General features: G+C 34.8%; 26 protein-coding genes. 4 read left to right on the top strand and 22 right to left on the bottom strand.

What is annotated here, in order from left to right; genetic code table 11:
* Positions 1-140: 140 nt before the first annotated feature.
* The 22 genes from HX049_RS05880 to pdxA all read right to left on the bottom strand — a co-directional run bounded on the left by HX049_RS05880 (position 141) and on the right by pdxA (position 20,009).
* Positions 141-926 carry a lipopolysaccharide kinase InaA family protein gene (locus HX049_RS05880; RefSeq protein WP_286414733.1) on the bottom strand — a complete coding sequence of 262 codons (786 nt, stop codon included), beginning with the start codon at positions 924-926 and terminating at the stop codon, positions 141-143.
* Between the two features lie 493 nt (positions 927-1,419).
* Positions 1,420-2,793, bottom strand: coding sequence for an NADH-quinone oxidoreductase subunit N (locus HX049_RS05875; protein ID WP_286414731.1), 1,374 nt, complete (start codon positions 2,791-2,793; stop codon positions 1,420-1,422).
* A 54-nt stretch (positions 2,794-2,847) separates the two neighbouring features.
* Entirely contained in the window at positions 2,848-4,281 is a 1,434-nt protein-coding gene (locus HX049_RS05870) for a complex I subunit 4 family protein (RefSeq protein WP_041888474.1), read from the bottom strand.
* A gap of 9 nt (positions 4,282-4,290) precedes the next feature.
* Complete coding sequence (gene nuoL / locus HX049_RS05865) at positions 4,291-6,183, bottom strand: NADH-quinone oxidoreductase subunit L (RefSeq protein WP_286414730.1); 1,893 nt, start codon at positions 6,181-6,183, stop codon at positions 4,291-4,293.
* A 6-nt stretch (positions 6,184-6,189) separates the two neighbouring features.
* Positions 6,190-6,510 carry an NADH-quinone oxidoreductase subunit NuoK gene (nuoK, locus tag HX049_RS05860; RefSeq protein WP_006257701.1) on the bottom strand — a complete coding sequence of 107 codons (321 nt, stop codon included), beginning with the start codon at positions 6,508-6,510 and terminating at the stop codon, positions 6,190-6,192.
* A 2-nt stretch (positions 6,511-6,512) separates the two neighbouring features.
* Positions 6,513-7,028, bottom strand: a complete 516-nt coding sequence (locus HX049_RS05855; protein ID WP_286414728.1) for an NADH-quinone oxidoreductase subunit J family protein — start codon at positions 7,026-7,028, stop codon at positions 6,513-6,515.
* A 2-nt stretch (positions 7,029-7,030) separates the two neighbouring features.
* Positions 7,031-7,576 (bottom strand): NuoI/complex I 23 kDa subunit family protein, encoded by a 546-nt coding sequence (locus HX049_RS05850; RefSeq protein WP_006257699.1) that lies wholly within the window; start codon positions 7,574-7,576, stop codon positions 7,031-7,033.
* Between the two features lie 2 nt (positions 7,577-7,578).
* Complete coding sequence (nuoH, locus tag HX049_RS05845) at positions 7,579-8,613, bottom strand: NADH-quinone oxidoreductase subunit NuoH (protein ID WP_006257697.1); 1,035 nt, start codon at positions 8,611-8,613, stop codon at positions 7,579-7,581.
* A gap of 12 nt (positions 8,614-8,625) precedes the next feature.
* A complete protein-coding gene (locus HX049_RS05840) occupies positions 8,626-9,651 on the bottom strand; it encodes a 2Fe-2S iron-sulfur cluster-binding protein (protein ID WP_286414727.1) in 1,026 nt (341 codons plus the stop codon).
* A gap of 41 nt (positions 9,652-9,692) precedes the next feature.
* The gene (gene nuoF, locus HX049_RS05835; RefSeq protein ID WP_041888480.1) at positions 9,693-11,051 is read right to left on the bottom strand and encodes an NADH-quinone oxidoreductase subunit NuoF; all 1,359 of its coding nucleotides are present in this window, start codon (positions 11,049-11,051) and stop codon (positions 9,693-9,695) included.
* A 4-nt stretch (positions 11,052-11,055) separates the two neighbouring features.
* The gene (gene nuoE / locus HX049_RS05830; RefSeq protein WP_016650023.1) at positions 11,056-11,586 is read right to left on the bottom strand and encodes an NADH-quinone oxidoreductase subunit NuoE family protein; all 531 of its coding nucleotides are present in this window, start codon (positions 11,584-11,586) and stop codon (positions 11,056-11,058) included.
* 4 nt (positions 11,587-11,590) lie between these two features.
* Positions 11,591-12,826 carry an NADH-quinone oxidoreductase subunit D gene (locus HX049_RS05825; RefSeq protein WP_041888482.1) on the bottom strand — a complete coding sequence of 412 codons (1,236 nt, stop codon included), beginning with the start codon at positions 12,824-12,826 and terminating at the stop codon, positions 11,591-11,593.
* Between the two features lie 19 nt (positions 12,827-12,845).
* Entirely contained in the window at positions 12,846-13,367 is a 522-nt protein-coding gene (locus HX049_RS05820; RefSeq protein ID WP_286414721.1) for an NADH-quinone oxidoreductase subunit C, read from the bottom strand.
* Between the two features lies 1 nt (position 13,368).
* Complete coding sequence (locus HX049_RS05815; RefSeq protein ID WP_006257691.1) at positions 13,369-13,920, bottom strand: NADH-quinone oxidoreductase subunit B; 552 nt, start codon at positions 13,918-13,920, stop codon at positions 13,369-13,371.
* Between the two features lie 14 nt (positions 13,921-13,934).
* Positions 13,935-14,300, bottom strand: coding sequence for an NADH-quinone oxidoreductase subunit A (locus HX049_RS05810; protein ID WP_006257690.1), 366 nt, complete (start codon positions 14,298-14,300; stop codon positions 13,935-13,937).
* Between the two features lie 209 nt (positions 14,301-14,509).
* Positions 14,510-14,710 carry a cold-shock protein gene (locus HX049_RS05805; RefSeq protein WP_006257689.1) on the bottom strand — a complete coding sequence of 67 codons (201 nt, stop codon included), beginning with the start codon at positions 14,708-14,710 and terminating at the stop codon, positions 14,510-14,512.
* Positions 14,711-14,965: 255 nt separating this feature from the next.
* The gene (gene accC, locus HX049_RS05800; protein ID WP_286414719.1) at positions 14,966-16,315 is read right to left on the bottom strand and encodes an acetyl-CoA carboxylase biotin carboxylase subunit; all 1,350 of its coding nucleotides are present in this window, start codon (positions 16,313-16,315) and stop codon (positions 14,966-14,968) included.
* 72 nt (positions 16,316-16,387) lie between these two features.
* The gene (gene accB, locus HX049_RS05795; protein WP_286414718.1) at positions 16,388-16,873 is read right to left on the bottom strand and encodes an acetyl-CoA carboxylase biotin carboxyl carrier protein; all 486 of its coding nucleotides are present in this window, start codon (positions 16,871-16,873) and stop codon (positions 16,388-16,390) included.
* Positions 16,874-16,897: 24 nt separating this feature from the next.
* On the bottom strand, positions 16,898-17,896 hold the full coding sequence (locus HX049_RS05790; protein WP_073143997.1) for a beta-ketoacyl-ACP synthase III: 999 nt from the start codon (positions 17,894-17,896) through the stop codon (positions 16,898-16,900).
* A gap of 161 nt (positions 17,897-18,057) precedes the next feature.
* Entirely contained in the window at positions 18,058-18,255 is a 198-nt protein-coding gene (gene rpmF / locus HX049_RS05785; RefSeq protein ID WP_006257684.1) for a 50S ribosomal protein L32, read from the bottom strand.
* Positions 18,256-18,264: 9 nt separating this feature from the next.
* Positions 18,265-18,888 carry a YceD family protein gene (locus tag HX049_RS05780; RefSeq protein WP_286414717.1) on the bottom strand — a complete coding sequence of 208 codons (624 nt, stop codon included), beginning with the start codon at positions 18,886-18,888 and terminating at the stop codon, positions 18,265-18,267.
* A 50-nt stretch (positions 18,889-18,938) separates the two neighbouring features.
* On the bottom strand, positions 18,939-20,009 hold the full coding sequence (gene pdxA, locus HX049_RS05775; RefSeq protein ID WP_286414715.1) for a 4-hydroxythreonine-4-phosphate dehydrogenase PdxA: 1,071 nt from the start codon (positions 20,007-20,009) through the stop codon (positions 18,939-18,941).
* A gap of 57 nt (positions 20,010-20,066) precedes the next feature.
* On the opposite strand from pdxA, the gene HX049_RS05770 reads away from it, so the two are divergent.
* The 4 genes from HX049_RS05770 (at position 20,067) to HX049_RS05755 (ending at position 22,348) form a co-directional block, all read left to right on the top strand.
* Positions 20,067-20,660 (top strand): riboflavin synthase, encoded by a 594-nt coding sequence (locus HX049_RS05770; protein ID WP_286414713.1) that lies wholly within the window; start codon positions 20,067-20,069, stop codon positions 20,658-20,660.
* Positions 20,661-20,728: 68 nt separating this feature from the next.
* Positions 20,729-21,310, top strand: a complete 582-nt coding sequence (locus tag HX049_RS05765; protein WP_286414711.1) for an RNA polymerase sigma factor — start codon at positions 20,729-20,731, stop codon at positions 21,308-21,310.
* Positions 21,311-21,312: 2 nt separating this feature from the next.
* Entirely contained in the window at positions 21,313-21,540 is a 228-nt protein-coding gene (locus HX049_RS05760) for a hypothetical protein (protein ID WP_286414708.1), read from the top strand.
* Entirely contained in the window at positions 21,524-22,348 is an 825-nt protein-coding gene (locus HX049_RS05755; protein WP_286414705.1) for a mechanosensitive ion channel family protein, read from the top strand. The genes HX049_RS05760 and HX049_RS05755 overlap by 17 nt, the downstream gene beginning before the upstream one ends.
* The last annotated feature ends 3 nt before the right edge of the window (positions 22,349-22,351 follow it).

The following is a 22,351-nucleotide window of genomic DNA, read 5'->3' as shown; positions in this document are numbered from 1 at the left end:
TTTATGTTTTTTTAGATGATGCAGTCTTGGGCAAAAAGAGCAAAGAAGATCAATAAAGGCATACTGAGGCATTATGAGTCAAATAATGGCGTAAGGGATATAAAAAAACACCTCTAGATAATACTGAGGTGTTTTAAACGCTATTGATAATACATTTTTTTTACTTTATTTTTTATGGATTGCTTTTTATAAAACCTGTATTGAAACTTGATAGTCTCTAACCAAAGTTTTATAAACACATCACGTGAACTCTTACCAACAAGCTCAGCATAATGGGTAGCCATCTTCTCGATATCTTGAATGTTTGTAGTCAAGTGTGACAAGTTTTTCATTCGATGTGAGAAACTCATTTCTTGATCAAACTTCATTCTGTTGATATCTACTAGATAAAATTCATGCGAACCATCTTCTCTTACTTTTATCAAAGTGTTACCTGGTGAATGGTCTAAGAAATTAATACCATTCTCGTGTAATTTAAAAGAGAATTCAACGAACTCCTCAAGGACTCTCTCCCTGTTAGGACAATCTAGGTTCTGTGCTAGATCTCTATAAGTAATATCTGTATCAATAAATTCTGATATGTAGTATGAGTTTCTTAATGCGCCTTTAGAGATGTATTCAAAATAAGCAATCGAATGCGGTGCATTGATTCCTAAATTGTTTAATCTTTCAGCGTTTTCAAATGATCTCAGACCTTTAGACTTACGTATATTTCGGTATACGTATCTATTGATAAGATTGGGTTTCTTAAAGGATTTAATAGCAACCTTCTGCCCCGTAGATAAGACTACAAGTTTGATACTATTTCTAGTTCCTTTAGCGATATAAGTATCTATTTCGTCATAGGCTTCAATGATTTCCGTTAGTTCCTTTTTAAGGTTTTGATATTGAGTGTGTATTATCGCATTTACTTTCAACTTCTTCATATAAAAAGTAATTACAATTAAGCACTAAAGATAAAGAATGCTTAGGAAACGAAATTATTAAGCTAATGGATTTAATTGGTTGTAATACAGTTGTTTGTGTTGTGTTTATGTTTGTTTTATGAAGGATTTAGCATTTGTTTTTTTTATGCTTTTTAACTGATTTAATGCTTATAATTAGATATTGGCATAGATAAGTTTTATTAAGTCTAGATAATTGTCACAAGTGCTGATTTAGAATAAAATAAACGTGATGAAATGCGAGTTTTTTTAGTTTTTTGAAGTTATGTGGAATTAGATAGAAATGTCTTAAAAAGATGTGCTTTTTAAAATTAAATGTCTTTTAAATGAAAATTAAGCAAAAGAATAACCACCTGTATTTTTGTAGTTTTTGGTTGTACTATTCTGATGATGATATAGGTGATAAAAAAAGGTGACGTTTTATTAATAAAACGCCACCTTTAGTGTAATCTATCGAGTTGTTATTTATTTTGTTCTAATTGAATAGGTTTAAAAGAATCGATGGACATAGACCAATAACGATATTTATAACGATCGCTGTAACTCCTACAATCTTATATGTTAATGGTACTTGGATATGTTCTGTCTCTTCTTCAGTAGAAGCATACATTCCAATGATCACTTTTAGGTAGTAATAGATACTGATAAATGAGTTAATCACCCCGAAGATAACTAATGCTATAAATCCATTACTTATCGCCTGAGAGAATAAGAAGAACTTACCAAAGAATCCAGCGAAAATAGGTATACCTCCCATAGATAATAACGCTACAGAAAGGATAATAGCAAGAAGAGGGTTCTTCTTCGCTAATCCATTAAAGTTAGATATCTGTTCGTTTTCTTTATTCTTTGTTACGATGATTAATACAGTGAATGCTGCTATACCTGCTACAGCATACGCAGATGCGTAGTAGAATAGGTTAGCCGATGCTGTACCTAATGCTGTAAGTGCCATCATCATGAATCCTGCATGCGAGATACCTGAATAGGCTAATAGACGCTTCATATTATCTTGACGAATAGCCATGATATTACCTACCGTCATCGTTAGAATAGCGATCACTACGATTACGTTGATATATTGACTTGGCATATCTACTAATAAGTACATGCTTAGTCTGTACAGCGTAGCTACAGCAGCTACTTTAACTAATGTACTCATCAATGCTGTAGTAAGACTAGGTGCTCCTTGGTACACGTCTGGTGCCCAGAAGTGGAATGGAACAGCTGCTATCTTAAATAACATACCTATGATAATCATCGTAGTCCCTAGAGAATACCATATCGGTAATGCTCCTGCTAGTGCTACTTCTTTTATTCTAACTACGTCAAATGACCCTGTAGCTCCATAGATTAAAGCAATACCGAATAATACTACTCCTGAAGCAAATGATCCTAAAAGGAAATACTTCATCGCAGCTTCGTTACTCTTAATGTTCTTGCGATCTGTACCACATAGAATGTATAATGTGATAGAAAGGATCTCAAGTCCTAGGAAGAACATAGCCATATTACCAAAGCTTACCATACATATCGCTCCCATTAAAAGGAAAAGCTTTAATGAGATATAGTCTGATATCTTTGAGAATTCTGTTTTATAAAAATCTTTACTTAATGCTACTAAGAAAATAGTTAGGGCTATAAATAAAGATGAAAATGCGGTAGAAAATTTAGTGCTTACAAACATATTGTTATAATATGCTTGTACCACATCAATATTGCATACAGTATATCCCAGGATACCTAGTAATCCTAAAAGTGTCGCAGGAATGACTACTTTGCGCAAATTGATGATTTCTAGTACAAGTACTAAAACCGCTAATACTCCAATTGCTATTAATGTATTCATTTGTTTTATTTTGGAATTAAATTCATCAGTTATGTACTGACTCCTTACTATTTATTACTTAATATAAGACATTATTTCAACCAAACTAGGTGTGATCAAGTCAGATAATGGCTGTGGGAATATACCGAAGAATATAACAGCTACTGCTAATACACCTAAGATCACCACTTCTTTAGTATCTACATCTGCAAATACTTTAGTGTTAGTCTCTCCTAACATCGACTTTTGGAACATTCTAAGCATATAGAATGCACCTAAGATAATAGAGGTACCACCGATGATAGCATACCATATATTCACTTGTGATAATCCTAAAAGCAAGTTGAATTCTCCAATGAAACTGAATGTTCCTGGTAATCCTATTGAAGCAAACATTAAGATCATGAATAATGAAGCAAATTTAGGAGCTTGTTGTCTAATACCTCCCATTTCACCAATCATTCTAGTCTGGTAACGTTTGTAAATAATCTCTGCTACGTAGAATAAACCTACGATAACGAATCCGTGTGCTATCATTTGTAAAACAGCTCCTCTTAATCCGTCTAATGTCAATGAATATGCTCCTGCTGCAATAAGACCTACGTGAGCTAATGAAGAATATGCAAAGAATCTTTTGATATTCGACTGTTTTAGTGCTACGATAGAACCATATACTACACCAATGATACACAGTACTAAGATAGTAGGCATTACTTCTTTTGCTGCTATTGGAGAGATTGGTAATTGCCAACGGATGATAGAGTATAACCCCATCTTAAGCATGATACCAGCTAATAACATTGTTCCTACTGTAGGCGCTTTCTCATAAGTAGAAGCCTGCCATGTGTGGAATGGGAATACAGGAATCTTAATCGCATAAGCAATAAAGAATGCTAAGAAGATCCAGTACTGTTCTGTAGCCGATAGTTTAGCATTATACAGGTCAATTAGCATAAAGCTACCAGCACGTTGGTATAGATAGATAAATCCAACTAACATGAATAATGAACCTGCAAATGTGTAAATAAAGAACTTAAAGATTGCTTTCTTACGTGCTTCGAAACTGTCATTACCCCATAATAAAGCAATGAAGTAAATAGGTAGTAATGATAACTCCCAGAAGATGTAATATAAGAATCCATCAGATGCTAAGAATGTACCTGTCATAGCGAATGACATAAACATTACTAATGCATAGAATGCATTAGATTTCTCTATGTGATCTCCTAATGATGATAATATAATCACAGGAGTTAATGCTGTCGTTAATAGAACTAAAGCTAATCCTAAACCATCTGCTTTAAAGGCTAAATGAATATTAGGGTTAGTCATCCATTGCGTTACATATCCTGTGTCAACGCCAGAATTATGTGAACAGATTAGAACTAAAGTTTCTACAAAAGCAACTAGTCCGAATAACAAGGCTACTTTAGCAGCTGATTGTTTACCTACTAAGTAGGTCGCTATAGCTCCGACTAATAACGTTAATAATAATATAGTTACGTTCATCTCTCTAAGTTATCTTGCAATGAATAAATAATATAAAATCAAACAGATTCCGAATACGAAGGCAAATAAGTACAATCCGATATTACCGTTTTGAGCTTTTTTACCTTGTAGAGATAATCCGTCTGCTATCTTTCCTAAACCAAATATAGTTCCTGATAAAGCTACTTCTACTACATCTCTTAGGAATGTAGCTAGTGTGTAGATAGGATTTACAATTACTTTTTGATAGATTTCATCAATGTAGTATTTGTTGTAAAGTACTTTATGGAAACCAACGATTTGTTCGTCTTCTTGAGGTACTTCATTTTTACTAATGTACTTAGAGTAAGCAAGACCTAGTCCGATTAAGAAACCAATAGTAGCAACTCCCATTAAGATATATTCTAATGTACCTAATTCATGACTGTGTTTAGTCACTGTATTTACGATAACAGGTTTAAGATATTCGTTTAACCAAGAGTTTCCATTACCAGGTAAGCTGATAAGTCCTCCAACTACAGAAAGTATAGCTAATACTACTAATGGTGTAGTCATAGCAGCAGGGCTTTCGTGTAAGTGGTTCTTTTGTTCTTGAGTTCCTCTAAAGTTCTTTTTGAATGTCAAGAAGAATAGACGGAACATATAGAAAGCTGTCATAATAGACGCTAATGAACCAATAATGTATAATACAGTATTGTGTTTAAACGCTGTTAATAAGATCTCATCTTTAGAGAAGAAACCTGAGAAGAATGGGAATCCTGAGATAGCTAATGTAGCGATTAAGAACGTTAAGTAAGTTATTTTCATGAAAGGCTGTAGACCTCCCATTTTACGCATATCTTGTTCTCCGCCCATAGCGTGTATAACAGATCCTGATCCAAGGAATAAACAAGCTTTAAAGAAAGCGTGCGTAATCACGTGGAATACTGCAATCTCATAAGCTCCAAAACCAATAGCCATAAACATTAACCCTAACTGTGATACTGTAGAGTAAGCAAGTACTTTTTTGATATCGTTTTGTACAAGACCAATAGTTGCTGCGAATAAAGCAGTGAATGCTCCAACGATAGCGATTATGTTTTGAATATGAGGTACAAGATCAAATACAAAGTTTAATCTAGTGATTAAGAATATACCTGCAGTTACCATCGTAGCCGCGTGGATTAATGCTGATACAGGAGTTGGTCCTGCCATCGCATCTGGTAACCAAGTGTACAAAGGTATCTGTGCACTCTTACCAACTGCTCCAATGAAAAGAGCTAAAGCAGCATATCCAATCCAAGTATTTACTTGGTGGTTAGTTCCGCTTAGAATAGCTTCCTTAATCGTCATATAATCTAACGACTGGAATAAGAATGCTAAAATGAATACTCCTACTAGGAAACCTAAATCTCCTATACGGTTCATGATAAATGCTTTCTTAGCTGCGTCATTATATGATTGGTTCTTATGCCAGAATCCGATAAGTAAGTATGAACAAAGTCCTACACCTTCCCAACCAATAAATGTGATTAGTAAGTTGCTTCCTGTAACTAATAAAATCATGAAGAAGATAAATAAGTTAAGGTAAGCAAAGAACTTTCCATAGTTCTCATCACCTTTCATATAGCTAGTAGAGTACCAGTGTATCAGCGTACCAATACCTGTAACAAATAATAACCATAACAATGAAAGTTGATCTAATAAGAATCCGAAAGAGATATCAAATCTCGTTGTTGACATCCAATTAAATAAGTCAACTTGTATTGGTTCACCTGTACCGTTTACTTGTACAAATGCAATTACTGTAATAATGAATGAAATTAAAACTGCAAGGGTAGCAATCATTCCAGCACTATTACCTAATTTCTTTCCGAAGAAAATATTAACTAGTGACCCTAATAAAGGAGCCAGTAATAAAAGTAAAATTACGTTCGTATCCATGCGGAATTATCCTTTTAAGTTTTTTAATTTATCAATATCAATTGATCCAATATTTCTGTATATCGTTACTAATATCGCTAGTCCTACTGCAACTTCTGCTGCTGCTACCGCCATAGTAAAGAATACGAATACCTGTCCCTGTGCATCTTGATGATAAGTAGAGAACGCTACTAATAGCATATTAGCAGAGTTCAACATAATCTCGATACACATAAACATTACAATTGCGTTACGTCTATATAAAATACCAAATACTCCGATACAGAATAAAATGATCGATAAGTAAATGTATCTGTCAATACCAATTATTTCAATTACATTCTCCATAATTATGCTTCTTTATCGGTTTTGTCCTTTTTAGAGATTAGTACTGCACCTATCATAGATAATAATAATAGAACAGCTACCATTTCGAAAGGCATTACGTATTCATTTAATAATACTTTACCTAGTACTTGTACTGATTGGAAGTCTTGTCCATGAGTTGCATATTGCAATTCATAAGTTTGAGCTCCACGCATAGTAATAGAAAGCAATAATAAACCTACTAAACAGAAAGCTATTGTAGCAACAACTTTAGTGATAAAAGGTTTAGAGATTTCATGGCTTATATTTAAGTTCATTAACATGATTGTAAATAGCATTAAAATCATGATAGCACCAGAGTAAACCATAATGTGTACCATTCCTAAAAACTGTGAGTTTAATAGAATGTAGTGTCCAGCTATTGAAAAGAAACTCACCACTAACCACAGAGCACTATGAATAGGGTTTTTGCTCAATAGGGTAAGTACTGCACTTCCGAGAGTTATAGTCGAAAGAATATAAAATAATATTTCTACCATGATTAAGCTTGATTCTGTTGTTTAGTATTTTCAATTGCTACATCTAGGGGCATAACTAATTTGTCTTTTCCAAAGATGAAGTTTTCACGTGTAACATCTGCTTTAGCGATTTGTTTAGATGTAGTCAAGTAAATTGCTTGTTTTGGACAAGCCTCTTCACATAAACCACAAAATATACAACGAAGCATATTGATCTCGTATATCTCAGCGTATTTTTCCTCGCGATAAAGATGTGCTTCTTCAGGTTTGCGTTCTGCTGCTTTCATTGAAATTGCTTCTGCAGGACATGATAATGCACATAATCCACAAGCTGTACAACGCTCTCTACCTTCGTCATCACGCATTAGCATATGTCTTCCGCGATATACATCACTGAAAGGTCTTTGTTGTTCTGGATAAGCGATAGTCACTTTTTTCTTAAACATGTGTTTTAAGGTAACCATCATTCCTTTGAAGATAGCTACTAAGTAGATCTTCTCTGTCCAAGTCAGCTTCTTATTAGAAACTTCCTTTTTTCTTCCTGATAATGAATAAGTATTTGTCGACATGCTTAACTTTTTACTAGTAAGATTACAATAGCTGTAATTACTAAATTCAACAATGCTAATGGAATTAATGACTTCCATCCTAAGTTCATCAATTGGTCATAACGGAAACGTGGTAAAGTCCAACGAACCCACATATAAACAAATATGAAGAAACATATTTTAACGAATAGAGCGAAAATACCTATTACGTTTGCAATATTTACTCCCCAGTTTTCTACAGCCCATGACATACCTGGATAGTTATACGCTCCAAAGTATAGTACAGAGATGATAGCTGATGAGATAAATAAGTTTGCATATTCAGCAAAAAGGAAGAATCCCATTTTCATAGAAGAATATTCTGTGTGGAATCCTCCAATTAATTCTTGTTCACATTCTGCTAAGTCAAAAGGTGCACGATTAGTTTCAGCAAACGAACAAATCAAGAATATTAAAAAACCAACTGGTTGGTAGAATACGTTCCAGTTCATTCCTTGTTGTTGTAATGCTATTTCTCGCATGCTTAATGACTGAGTCATTAATAGTAATGATATTAGTGAAAGTCCCATTGCGATTTCATACGAAATCATTTGTGACGCAGCACGAATACCACTCATTAAAGAGTATTTATTATTTGATGCCCAAGCTCCAATCATGATACCATATACTCCTACAGAAAGTACTGCGATGATATATAGTAAGCCAACATTTAAGTCAGCAGCTTGTAATATAATATCTCTTCCAAATAAATGAAACTTATCTCCCCAAGGAATAACAGCACTAGTCATTAATGCTAATGTCATCGCAAGGAAAGGACCAAACTTAAATAAGAACTTATTTGGTGTGTTTGGTTGTGTTTCTTCTTTAGCGAATAGTTTTAAACCATCTGCTAGTGGTTGTAATATACCTCCTTTACCAGCACGGTTAGGACCTAGACGGTCTTGTATCCAGGCAGCAATTTTACGTTCTGCTAACGTGGCATACATCGCCATAAGCATCGTAACTGCAAACACAACTACAATGATAACTGCCTTATCTATAATAATAGTTTTATCCATACTTATGCCGATTTATTCTTTAGATTCATTATCTGTAAAAGGAATCTCCTTCATACTAATTTTAACGCGGTCTTGGTCACGTCCTTCTAAGATATGTTTTTCTGTTTTCATTACTACTTTATCTAATTTCTTAGTGTAGTTGTTTTGATTGATAACAGAGAATTTCTCAAACTTACGTGGTCCTTCAATAACCCAATCTTTTGTGTCTTTATGGTCAAAACGACAACTGTTACAGATAAACTCTTCTACTTCGTGGAATTCATCTTTACGAGCTGTTACTCTTTGGATTTCTTCACCGAACATCCATAATGTTACCTTACCAGAACACGTAGGGCAGTCTCTATGAGCGTTGTAAGGTTTGTTAAACCATACACGAGATTTAAAGCGGAATGTTTTATCTGTTAATGCTCCTACAGGACATACATCTATCATATTTCCAGAGAACTCATTATCAATTGCAGCTGATATATAAGTTGATATCTGTGCGTGATCACCACGTCCACATACACCGTGTACTCGTGCATCTGTTAGTTGTTCTGCTGTCTTAACACATCTATAGCAAAGGATACAACGATTCATATGAAGTTGAATATTGTCTCCGATATTCTCAGGAGCGAATGTTCTTTTCTCTTCTTTGAAACGTTTTTGTTCTTTACCGTGATTGAAAGCTAAGTTTTGTAAATCACACTCACCTGCTTGGTCACATACTGGACAGTCAAGAGGGTGGTTGATTAATAAGAATTCAGTAACTGCTTTACGTGCTTCTAGTACTCTTGGAGAAGAAATACTTTTTACCTCCATACCGTCCATAACTCCTGTTTTACAAGAAGCCATTAGCTTAGGCATAGGACGTGGATCTGCTTCACTACCTTTAGATACTTCTACTAAACATGCTCTACATTTTCCTCCTGTACCTTCAAGTTTTGAATAATAGCACATTGCAGGAGGAACTGATTCGCCTCCTATCATTCTTGCTGCTTGTAGAATGGATGTCCCTGGTTCTACTTCTATTTCATGTCCGTCTATAGTAACTTTCATAAACTGTGCTTTGTTTAAGCTGAATATTTAGTCAGCGTATATTATTTATTGATCAAGTGTTTTACTGCAGTAAAAGGTTCATTAACAAAGTGGTCTCTGTTTTTAATCTTTTCTGGGTATAAAACGTGATATTCAAACTCTTCTCTAAAATGTCTTAAGGCAGCAGCTACAGGCCATGCAGCAGCATCCCCTAAAGGACATATTGTATTTCCTTCAATATTGCTCTGGATGCTCCATAGTAAATCGATGTCATCCATCGTTCCATTACCTGTCTCTATACGGTGCAATACTTTTTCAAGCCATCCTGTACCTTCACGACATGGAGAACATTGTCCACAGCTTTCGTGAGCATAGAAACGAGCGAAGTTCCAAGTGTTTCTAACGATACATGCTGTATCATTATAAACGATGAATCCTCCAGAACCCAACATAGATCCTGTTTCGAATCCTCCATCAGATAATGATTCATACGTCATTAGACGATCTTCACCATTAGCTGTTTTATAAATTAAATGCGCTGGTAAGATGGGTACTGAAGACCCTCCAGGAACTAATGCCTTGATAGGACGATCATCTATCATACCACCACAGTATTCCTCTGAGTTAATAAATTCATGAACAGTGATACCCATTTCGATTTCGTATACTCCAGGTTTTTTGATATGCCCAGAAGCAGAAATAAGTTTTGTACCAGCAGATCTACCTAATCCTAATTTAGAATATGCCTCTCCAGAGTTGTTTACAATCCACGGAACGTTAGCGATAGACTCTACATTATTTACCACTGTAGGATTACCCCATAGTCCACTTACAGCAGGGAATGGTGGTTTGATACGAGGATTACCTCTTTTACCTTCTAGTGATTCAATAAGAGCAGTTTCTTCTCCACAGATATATGCTCCTGCACCACAGTGTACATGTAAATCTAGTGAATAGTCTGATCCTAAGATATTTTTACCAAGCCATCCAGCAGCATAAGCTTCTTTTATAGCTCTTTCTAGTATTTTAAAAACCCACATATATTCTCCGCGAATATAGATGTAAGATAGGTTAGCTCCTAAAGCGAAACTTGATGTAATCATTCCTTCTATTAACAAGTGAGGAATATGTTCCATTAAATAACGGTCTTTAAAAGTACCTGGTTCAGATTCATCAGCATTACAAACTAAGTGTCTTGGTTTGCCTGACTTTTTATCGATGAAACTCCATTTTAATCCTACTGGGAATCCAGCACCTCCACGTCCTCTTAAACCAGAAGCTTTTACTTCTTCCGTGATTTCATCAGGAGTCATAGATTTTATAGCTTTCTCTACAGAAGCATAACCACCATTTTCACGGTATACTTCATAAGACTTAATCCCTGGGATATTGATTTTATCTAATAATATTTTTGTTGCCATATTACTATTTGTCGTGAAGAATTACTTTACCAGCTTTACAATCTTCTATGATTTGATCTATTTTTTCTTTTGTCAAGTGCTCTTTATAGAAATCTCCTAATTGCATCATTGGAGCATATCCACAAGCACCTAAACATTGAACACCTGCTATAGAGAACATTCCATCAGGAGTTGTTTCTCCTGGTTTTATGCCTAGTTTTTCACAAGCGTATTCCATCATATCATCAGCACCTCTAATTCCACAACAAGATGTTAAGCAGAATTCGAACATATACTTACCTACAGGTTTTTGGTTGTACATTGTATAGAATGTAACTACCTCGTATACTTCGATAGAAGTTATGTTTAGCATTTCAGCTACCTTATCCATTAACTCTGCACTTAACCAGTTATCATGAGCATCTTGTACTTCGTGTAAGACTGGTAATAGTGCTGACTTTCTTTTATCAGCAGGGTAGTGGCTAATCAACTCATCAATGCGTTGTTGCAACTCTGGTGTGATATTTATGTTTTGTTTGTATTTTTTAACTTCCATAATCTTAAGCGTCTAATTCTCCTGCGATAATATTTAAACTTGACAGTGTAATAATAGCATCTGATAGCATACCACCTCTTACGATGTCATTATATGCTTGATAGATGATAAAACAAGGTCTTCTAAAGTGTAAACGATAAGGAGTTCTACTACCATCAGTGATTAAGTAGAAACCTAATTCTCCATTACCACCTTCTACAGGATTGTATAGTTCTGTAACTGGTACAGGTACTTCTCCCATTATTATTTTAAAGTGGTAGATAAGCGCTTCCATATTAGTATATACATCTTCTTTAGGAGGAAGGTAATAATCTGGAACATCAGCATGGTATGGACCTTCTGGCATTTTATCTAATGCCTGTCTGATGATTTTTAAACTCTCCCATATTTCAGCGTTACGTACACAGAATCTGTCATAACAGTCACCACTTGTACCTACTGGAATATCAAAATCAAAGTCTTCATAAGAACAGTAAGGTGAAGCGATACGCACATCATAGTCAACTCCTGCAGCTCTTAGATTAGGGCCTGTGAATCCGAAGTTTATAGCTTCTTCAGCAGAAATTCCTCCAACACCAATTGTTCTGTCCATAAAGATTCTGTTACGTGTAAGTAACCCTTCAAATTCAGACCAGATAGCTGGGAATTCTTTTAAGAACTCTTCGATTAGCTGGAATACTTTTGGAGACCATTCTCTTTCGAACCCTCCGATTCTTCCCATATTAGTAGTTAAACGTGCACCACTAATTTCTTCGAATATTTCGTATATTTTTTCTCTGTATTGGAATACATATAAGAACCCTGTAAGAGCCCCTGTATCTACACCCATTACTGAGCTACAGATAATGTGGTCAGCTATACGGGCTAACTCCATTACGATAACTCTTAAATATTGAACTCTTTTAGGGATTTCAATACCTAATGCTTTTTCTACAGTTAACCACCAAGCAGTATTGTTGATTGGTGAAGAACAATAGTTTAGACGATCTGTTAATACGTTGATTTGATAAAAAGGTCTGTTCTCAGCTATTTTCTCAAATGCTCTATGTATATATCCTACTGTTCCTTCTCCATCTAGTACTTTCTCTCCATCTAGTAAGATGATGTTTTGAAAGATACCGTGCGTAGCAGGGTGTGTAGGTCCTAAGTTTAATATCTGTAATTCTGTCCCGTCTTCTTGAAATTTTTCTTCAATAAGTTTAGCATATCGTTGCTCAGGAGGTAATAATAAATCTGACATAGTCTCGTTCCTTTAAGTATTAAGAATTATGAACCGTTCTACCAAAGAATCTATCATCTTTGTCTGTTCTACCAGCATCTTCCATTGGGAATTCTTTTCTTAATGGGAAGGATTCCATTTGGTCCATATTTAGTATTCTCTTCAATTGAGGATGATTTTTAAAGATAATTCCATAAAAATCATACGTTTCTCTTTCTTGCCAGTTTGCACTTTTAAACAAATCTGTAGCAGACTCCACAATTGGATTTTTGATATCTAAGAAAGTTTTAAAACGAACTCTGATATTATCTGTCCAATTGTGCATGTGGTATACCACTGCTAATTGACGTTCCGAAGGTAAGTCAGCATAATGAACTCCACAAATATCTGTAAGGAAGTTAAAGTTCATTTCACTATCTTCTTTTAAAAACTTAAGAACATCGTGTGAAGCATTAGTTGCAACTTCAAAAGACAACATTCCATGTTGTTCATGAAATTCACTAACTGACATACCGAATGTTTCAATTAGTCTTTTTTGTAATGTAGTATTATCTAATGCCATACTATTTGTTTATGTTGTAAGAATTTAATAATTCATCATATTCTTTCGTACCTCTGCGATTAACAGATTCAGATTTTACTATCTCTTGTAGTCTTAGTACCCCATCTAGAATTTGTTCTGGTCTTGGAGGGCACCCAGGTACATAGACATCTACTGGGATTACTTTATCTATTCCCTGTAGTACAGAGTAAGTATCAAAAATCCCGCCAGAACAAGCACAAGCTCCAACAGCAATAACCCATTTAGGTTCAGCCATCTGTTCATATACTTGTCTTAAGATAGGAGCCATTTTTTTAGAAATAGTTCCCATAACCATAAGCATATCTGCTTGTCTAGGAGAAAAACTCATACGCTCAGAACCAAAACGAGCTACGTCATACGTAGCTGCCATTGTTGCCATGAATTCAATTCCACAACAAGAAGTTGCAAAAGGTAGAGGCCACATCGAATTAGCACGTGCTAATCCAACTACTGAACTTAATTTAGTAGCGAAGAATCCTTCTCCTACATATCCTTCCGGAGCTTCTACTGTATTATATTTTTTATCGCTCATCTCTATCTATTTTATTAATCCCACTCTAGTCCTTTTTTCTTGAATTCATATAGCAATCCGATAATGATTAGGAATAAGAAAATTCCCATTTTCATTAAACCGTCCCAACCGAACTCTTGGAAGTTAACCGCCCAAGGGTATAAGAAGATTACTTCTACATCAAATAATACGAATAATATTGCTACAAGGAAGTACTTTACATTGAATGGAATACGTGCACTACCTAGTGATTCTAATCCACATTCCCATGTACTGTCTTTAATTTTAGAAGATTTTTTGGGACCTAATTTACTAGAGACCCAAATTGTCATAGACACAAAACCAGCAGCTAGTGCTATTTGCATTAAGATTGGGATGAAATCAAGTTGACTTGCCTGCATATCTAAAGTATTTATATTAATACAACATACAAATATACATTCGAGTTCTCGTTTTACAAAGCTTTGGTACTCTAGGTGTTGCCTAGTTTGTCTCTAATGGCTTAATATGTATTTAGATTAAGTATAAATAGAATATGAGGTAATAAAAAAAGCTATCCATTTTTGAAATGAATAGCTTCTTCGTAATTGAAAATTTATATTGTAAAAAATTAATTTCCTATCACTTCTACATCTACAGCGATTAAACCTTTTTTACCTTTTTCTTCAGTATAAGAAACGCGGTCACCTTGGTTAATGCTTTTAGTTTTTAAACCTGTGATGTGAACAAAAATGTCTTGTTTAGTAGCTTCATTTGTGATAAAGCCAAATCCTTTGTCTTCATTGAAGAACTTAATTACGCCTGTATGCATTGTATTGAAATAAATAAAATTATGTTCAAATATAATGTTTGTTTCGAACTAAGTTTAGTTTTTTTTGATTTTTTTTTAAAAATTAATGTTTATTTAATTGAAGAGGAGATTTTTATTTTCAATTCTATAATAGATTTCGAATAGTTTGTGTTACTTCCGGCTCTATTTGCTTTTTGTAGTAGTAGTGGGAGAGTGCTATTAAAAACAAAAAGGGCTATTCGATTAAGAATAGCCCTTTGAGATATCTGATATAGATTAATCCTCTAAAGGTTTCATTGTGAAACTTTCCATAAATGCTGTTGTATAGTTACCAGCGATATAGTTTGGATCATCCATTAATTGTCTATGGAATGGAATAGTCGTTTTGATTCCTTCGATGACGAATTCGTCTAATGCTCTTCTCATCTTGTTAATTGCCTCTTCTCTTGTTTGAGCAGTTGTGATTAACTTAGCGATCATAGAGTCATAGTTCGGAGGAATAGAGTATCCAGAATACACGTGAGTGTCTAGACGTACACCGTGTCCTCCAGGAGTGTGAAGAGTTGTAATCTTCCCTGGAGATGGGCGGAAGTCATTGAATGGATCTTCTGCATTGATACGACATTCTATTGAGTGCATTTTAGGTAAGTAGTTTTTACCAGAAATTGGTGTACCTGCTGCAACTAAAATTTGCTCTCTGATTAAGTCATAATCGATTACTTGTTCAGTGATAGGGTGTTCTACTTGGATACGAGTATTCATTTCCATGAAGTAGAAGTTTCTGTCTCTGTCTACTAAGAATTCGATAGTACCAGCACCTTCATATTTAATGAATTCAGCAGCTTTTACAGCGGCTTCACCCATTTTTTGTCTCAATTCATCTGTCATGAATGGAGAAGGTGTTTCTTCTGTTAACTTTTGGTGACGTCTTTGGATAGAACAGTCACGCTCAGAAAGGTGACATGCTTTACCATAAGAGTCTCCTACTACTTGAATCTCGATGTGACGTGGGTCAAGGATTAGTTTCTCCATGTACATACCATCGTTACCGAAAGCTGCAGAAGCTTCTTGACGTGCACTTTCCCATGCTCTGTCTAGCTCTTCTTCTTTGAAGATTTCTCGCATACCTTTACCACCACCACCAGCAGTAGCTTTCATCATTACTGGGTAACCGATAGCTTTAGCTGTTTTTTTAGCGTGTTCTAAAGATTCTAGTAATCCGTCAGAACCTGGAACAGTAGGTACTCCAGCTAATTTCATTGTTTCTTTAGCTGTAGCTTTATCTCCCATTTTTTCAATCATCTCTGGGCCAGCACCGATGAACTTCACACCGTGCTCTTGACAGATTTTAGAAAATTTAGCGTTTTCTGATAAGAAACCGTAACCAGGGTGTATAGCATCTGCGTTTGTAATCTCAGCAGCAGCTATTATGTTTGAAATCTTTAAATACGATAAGTTACTTGGAGCAGGTCCAATACAAACAGCTTCATCCGCAAAACGAACGTGTAAACTATCTGCATCCGCAGTAGAGTAAACTGCTACAGTTTTAATGCCCATTTCTTTACATGTTCTGATAACACGTAAGGCAATTTCACCTCTATTAGCGATTAATATTTTTTTAAACATCTCTTGAAACTTTAATTTAACTTTAGTGAGTTTACTTCGTTAGAAAGTAAAAATTGGTGTGTTATAAATTTCTTAAGATGGATCAACTAAGAATAATGGTTGATCAAATTCTACTGGAGAAGCATCGTCAACTAATACTTTAACGATTTTTCCTGAAATTTCAGATTCGATTTCGTTGAATAATTTCATTGCCTCAATTACACATACCACATCTCCTGCTTTTATAGTTTTTCCTACTTCAGCAAATGGTTCTTTGTCTGGAGCTGGTTTTCTGTAGAATGTACCGATGATTGGAGATTTTACAGTGATGTATTTAGAATCTTCGCTTGTTGCAGTTTCAGTTGCAGCAGCTGGTGCAGCTGGAGTTGCAGCTTGTTGAGCAACTGGCGTTTGAGATAAAGCAGAAGCTACTGGTACTTGTTGGATGTAAGTAGTTTCAGTATTACCTGTTTCAGTTGTTTTAATGGTGATTTTAAAATCATCCATTTCTAATTTTACTTCTGTAGCTCCTGATTTTGCTACGAATTTAATTAAGTTTTGAATCTCTTTAATGTCCATACCTAATGTATTGGTTAGTTGTTTTTATTTCGCTGTGTACGCCCACTTTAGATACATTGCACCCCACGTGAAACCGCCTCCAAAAGTAGCAAAAATTATATTATCACCCTTTTTAAGTTGTTTTTCATAATCGCAAAGTAGTAATGGTAAAGTGGCAGACGTTGTATTTCCGTATCTTTCGATATTCATTAATACCTTAGAATCATCTAAGCCCATTCTGTGAGCTGTAGCATCAATGATTCGTTTATTCGCTTGGTGTGCAGCTAACCAAGTCACATCTTCATGAGAAAGATTGTTGCGTTGCATAACTTTTTCACTCACATCAGCCATGTTCGATACAGCATATTTAAATACTGTTTTTCCATCTTGGAATACATAATGTTGTTTGTTTGCAACAGTTTCTGCACTTGCAGGTAATATAGATCCACCTGCTTCGATTTTTAAGAACTCACGGCCTACACCGTCACTTCTTAAGTATTCATCTTGTACTCCATAACCTTCTGTGTTAGGTTCGAATAATACTGCTCCAGCAGCATCTCCGAAGATAATACAAGTTGCACGATCTGTATAATCGATTATTGAAGACATCTTATCTGATCCGATCAACAATACTTTTTTATATCTACCTGATTCTATATATGCAGAAGCTACTGACATACCATATAAAAAGCTAGAACAAGCTGCTTGTAAATCAAATGAAAATGCATTCGTTGCTCCAATTTTTGTTGCAACATAAACTCCTGTAGAAGCTACAGGCATATCAGGTGTAGCTGTTGATAAGATTATACAATCAATATCTTTAGGATCTGTACCTGATTTGCTTAATAGATCTTCTGCGGCTTTGATAGCCATGTAAGAAGCTCCTTCACCAGGTTCTTTAAGAATTCTTCTTTCTTTAATTCCTGTACGGCTAGTTATCCATTCGTCGTTTGTGTCTACCATTGTTTCTAAGTCCGTATTGGTTAACTTAGTCTCTGGTAGGTAGCATCCGATTGCTGTAATGGCTGCGTGTATTTTTGTCATATGGTGTTGCTTTACTTTATAAAAACATTCCAAAAAGAAGCGAAAATTACAAAAAAAAAACGAATTAACGGTTCTTTGGAGGCGTAAAGTACATCTTTTGGGTTATATACCAAAAAAAAACTCTCACACATTGTGAGAGTTGATTTGTACTTTGTCTAAAGTTATGCCTCTACTTCAGCTGTTTTGTCGATTACAACTTGCCCTCTGTAGTACATTTTTCCTTCATGCCAGTAAGCTCTGTGATATAAGTGAGCTTCTCCTGTTACAGGACATGTAGCGATTGTTGGAGCTACAGCTTTGTAATGAGTTCTTCTCTTATCTCTTCTTGTTTTCGAGGTTTTTCTCTTAGGATGTGCCATTTTACTATATTATTTATCCGTTAATAGTTTCTTTAATTCTGCCCATCTAGGGTCAATATCTTTATTCGTATTTTCTTCTTCCTCTTCTACATCATCGTCTTCTAGGTCGTCTATTAAATCAAAGATTTCGTCGTCTTCATCATCGAATAGATTGTCGAATTCGTCTTCATCTTCTTCATTGACATAGCCTAAATAGTCTAATGCTGCAGAATCTAATGTTCCATCTTTTACCCCAGGGTGTACCCTTTTTTGAGGTATAGCTAGAACAATCATTTCGTATATGTATTGAGCTACATTTATTTGATGTTCAGTATATGGGATAATTAATATCTCATCGTGATCATCGTTAAAAGAGTCCCCAAATTTAACTACCAAATCAATTTCACTTTCTACTGGCATGTCAAAGTCTTGGTTCGTCACATCACATGGTACATTTGCTATACCTTTTGCAGTGAAGTGTAACTCAAATAGATTAATTTTCTTGTCTAAAAGAACGTTTATGTCAGCATTAATATGATTGAAATCACTGTAGTTATAGTTCTCGAAAAAACTGTCATCTACCTTAAAATCAAACGAATGCTTCCCGTTTTTTAATCCTGTGAAAGGAATTAAAAAGTCTTTTTCAATATTCATGGAATACATGATTTGAGCGTGCAAAGATAAAAAATTATTATAATTACAAGCTAGTTATCAAATTTTTTTGTGCTAAAATCTTTTTCTTGAGGCTGTAAAGGGTTTGCTGCAGCTTCGATATTTCTACTTCTGTTGTTATAAATATCAATGGCTAGATACAATGCTTCTTTAAAAGATGTTTCATCTGCAATGCCTTTTCCAGCTATTTCATAAGCAGTTCCGTGATCTGGAGAAGTTCTAATTTTATCTAGACCAGCGGTATAGTTCACACCATGACCAAATGAAATTGCTTTGAAAGGGGCTAAACCTTGATCGTGGTAGCATGCTACTACAGCATCAAAGTGTTTATATGTTCCTGATCCGAAAAAACCATCAGCAGGAAACGGACCTGAGATTAGAATGCCTTTATCATTAAGTTTTTCTACTGTCGGTTTTATGATTGTTAATTCTTCATTGCCTATGACACCGCCGTCACCAGCGTGTGGATTTAATCCTAGGATAGCAATACGTGGTTTAAAGATATTGAAATCTTGAATTAAAGTATCGTTTATGGTCTTTACCTTTTGTTCTATTAATTCTGGAGTAATCGCCTTTGCTACATCTTGTATAGGCAAGTGGTCTGTGAGTAGTCCTATTTTTAGATCCTCGCTTACTAGTAGCATCAGTGCTTGTCCTTCTAACTGATTATTTAGGTAATCAGTATGTCCAGGATATTTAAATTCTTCGTCTACACTATTGTATTTATTGATAGGAGCAGTTACCAGTACATCTATTTCTCCGTTTTTCAAAGCTTCTGTTGCTGCAACAAATGATTTTATAGCATATTTACCAATGATCGGGTCATTTTTACCAAAAGAAATATTGACATTTTCTTTCCATAGATTTAGTACGTTTAGTCTATTAGGTACTATTTGACTTAGATTATCTATTCCTTGTATTGCGGTATTATTATCAATCGTTTTTTTTATATATGATAGAGGCTTTGAATTTCCGAATATAACAGGAGTGCAGATTTCTAGCATTCTACTGTCTTCGAAACATTTGAGTATAACTTCACTGCCTATCCCATTTAGGTCCCCTATGGAGATACCTACTTTTATAATTTCTTCTTTCTGGCTCATAGTTTCGTCTAAATTATTCCTACTTTTGAAAGCAAATTTAATAAAATAAATGGAGTTATGTTTACAGGTATAGTTGAAAACATCGGAAATATCAAAAGAATAGAGAAAGAGCAAGAAAACTTACATATCACAGTAGAATCTGCATTCGCTAGTGAATTGCAGATTGATCAGAGTGTTCTACATAACGGTATCTGTCTGACGGTAGTAGCGCTAGCTGATGGTGAGTATACAGTAACTGCTATTAAGGAAACAATAGATGTGACGAGTATAGCACAGTGGCAAGTAGGTCAAGAACTGAATCTAGAAAGAGCTATGCTGATGAATGGTCGTTTAGATGGGCATATCGTGCAGGGACATGTAGATCATATTGCCACTTGTGTAAGTATAGAAGAAGTGGGGGGTAGTACATATTTTGGATTTGAGTACAAGACTACATCACAGCATGTGACGATAGAGAAAGGATCTATTACTATAGATGGGACGAGTCTAACAGTTGTAGATTCGGGTATTAATACTTTTAAAGTTGCGATTATTCCATATACTTTAGAGCATACTATTTTTAAACATTATCAAGTAGGGACAGTGGTTAATCTAGAGTTTGATGTAGTAGGTAAGTACGTTGCTAAGTTGGTGCAATTGAGAAGTTTGTAGTAAATATTTAGTATTTTTATAAAACTATTGGTGTAAAAGACTTTACTTTGCACCTGAAAAAAAAGTATATGAAGTTTAATTCGCAAAATAGTAATTTTGCTGCAATGACGGATGAAGAGTTAGTACAATTCATCGTTCAAAGTAGTAATACTAACTTGTTTGGGATACTTTATGATCGGTACGCACAGAAAGTTTATGCGAAGTGTATTGGTTTTGCAGAGTCTAGAGATGTAGCAGAAGACCTTACACAAGATATTTTTGTGAAGTTGTATTTAAACCTAAAGAACTTTAGAGGTGATTCTAAATTTTCTACTTGGTTGTATTCTTTTGCGTATAATCATTGTGTCAATTATTCTAGGTTAGTTCTTAAGAAGAAGAGAAATGAAGAAACATTGGATGATGAGAATCAATACGCATTATCTGTAGAAGACGAGATTTCGGATGAGGAGATATTCTCATTGAGTGTCGATAAGTTACAAGAGTCATTAGTTAGGTTAGATCCAGAGGATAAGATTGTTTTGTTGATGAAGTATCAGGATGACAAGTCTATTAAGGAGATTTCCTCCCTGTTGGATTTAGGAGAGAGTGCGGTGAAAATGCGACTCCATAGGGCTAAGAAAAAAATTGTTGAAATTTATAACTCGTTGTAATTATGGATAATCCGTTTAAAAAAATACTTCAAGACGAAAAATTACCAGATTACTTAAAAGATAGGGTAATAGATAATCTCAACTTTATTAAGTTATCACTAGATGTGTCAGAACTTTATACAGTTAAGGTTCCTCAGGCATTAGGTAGTCTGCTAGGAGAAAAAGATGTGAAAAAAGAAAATGAAATAATCAATAAAATTAAAAATAGTAAGGATGATGGAACGTTATAACTTTGAGTATCCTAGCCAAATGATAAACTCTGTAATGAGCTCGTTATTACAAGGATTGATAGGATTTGTTTTTTTAGTAGGCTATATTTTAATTTCTTGGTTAATAATTAAGGTATGTTCTTATGTGTTAAAGAAGCTGTTTAAGGTTATTCGCTTAGAGAAAATACAAAATCTATTAAGTGAAAATGACTTTTTGAATAAGGTGAATATTAAGATCAGTGTGTCTGATATTCTAATCTTCTTTGTAAAAGTGTTTTTAATCTTCTTAATGGTAGTAGTAGGAGCTGAGTTATTTGGTCTAGCTATTGTCTCTCGTGAGATTGGAAACCTGATGTCGTATATTCCTAAAGTGTTTGTAGCACTACTGATCTTCGTAGGAGGATTGTATTTTGCTACATGGGTAAAGAAAGCTATTGTAGAAGTGCTAAAGGCTGTTGACTTTAGTGGAGCACGTATGATAGGGAATATATTATTCTATCTAATCTTAGTTTTTGTGTTCATCACTACATTAAATCAGATGGGTATAAACACAGATATTATTACTAACAATATCTCTATTATCGTAGGAGCTATCCTATTGACTGTAGCATTATCATTAGGATTAGGAGCTAAAGATGTGGTGACTAGATTATTGTTCTCTTTTTACGCTCGTAAGAATCTAGAATTAGGACAGCTAGTACGTATCGACGGACTAGAAGGATATGTGATTTCTATAGATAATATCTACTTGTGTCTATTAGTAGAAGGGAAGAAACACTACTTGCCAATAGCTAAAGTATCAGAGAGTCATATCGAGATAATAAAATAAACT

Source organism: Myroides odoratimimus, from assembly GCF_030326305.1.
Lineage (GTDB): Bacteria > Bacteroidota > Bacteroidia > Flavobacteriales > Flavobacteriaceae > Flavobacterium > Flavobacterium odoratimimum_A.
This window is presented reverse-complemented; position numbering and strand designations above follow the sequence as displayed.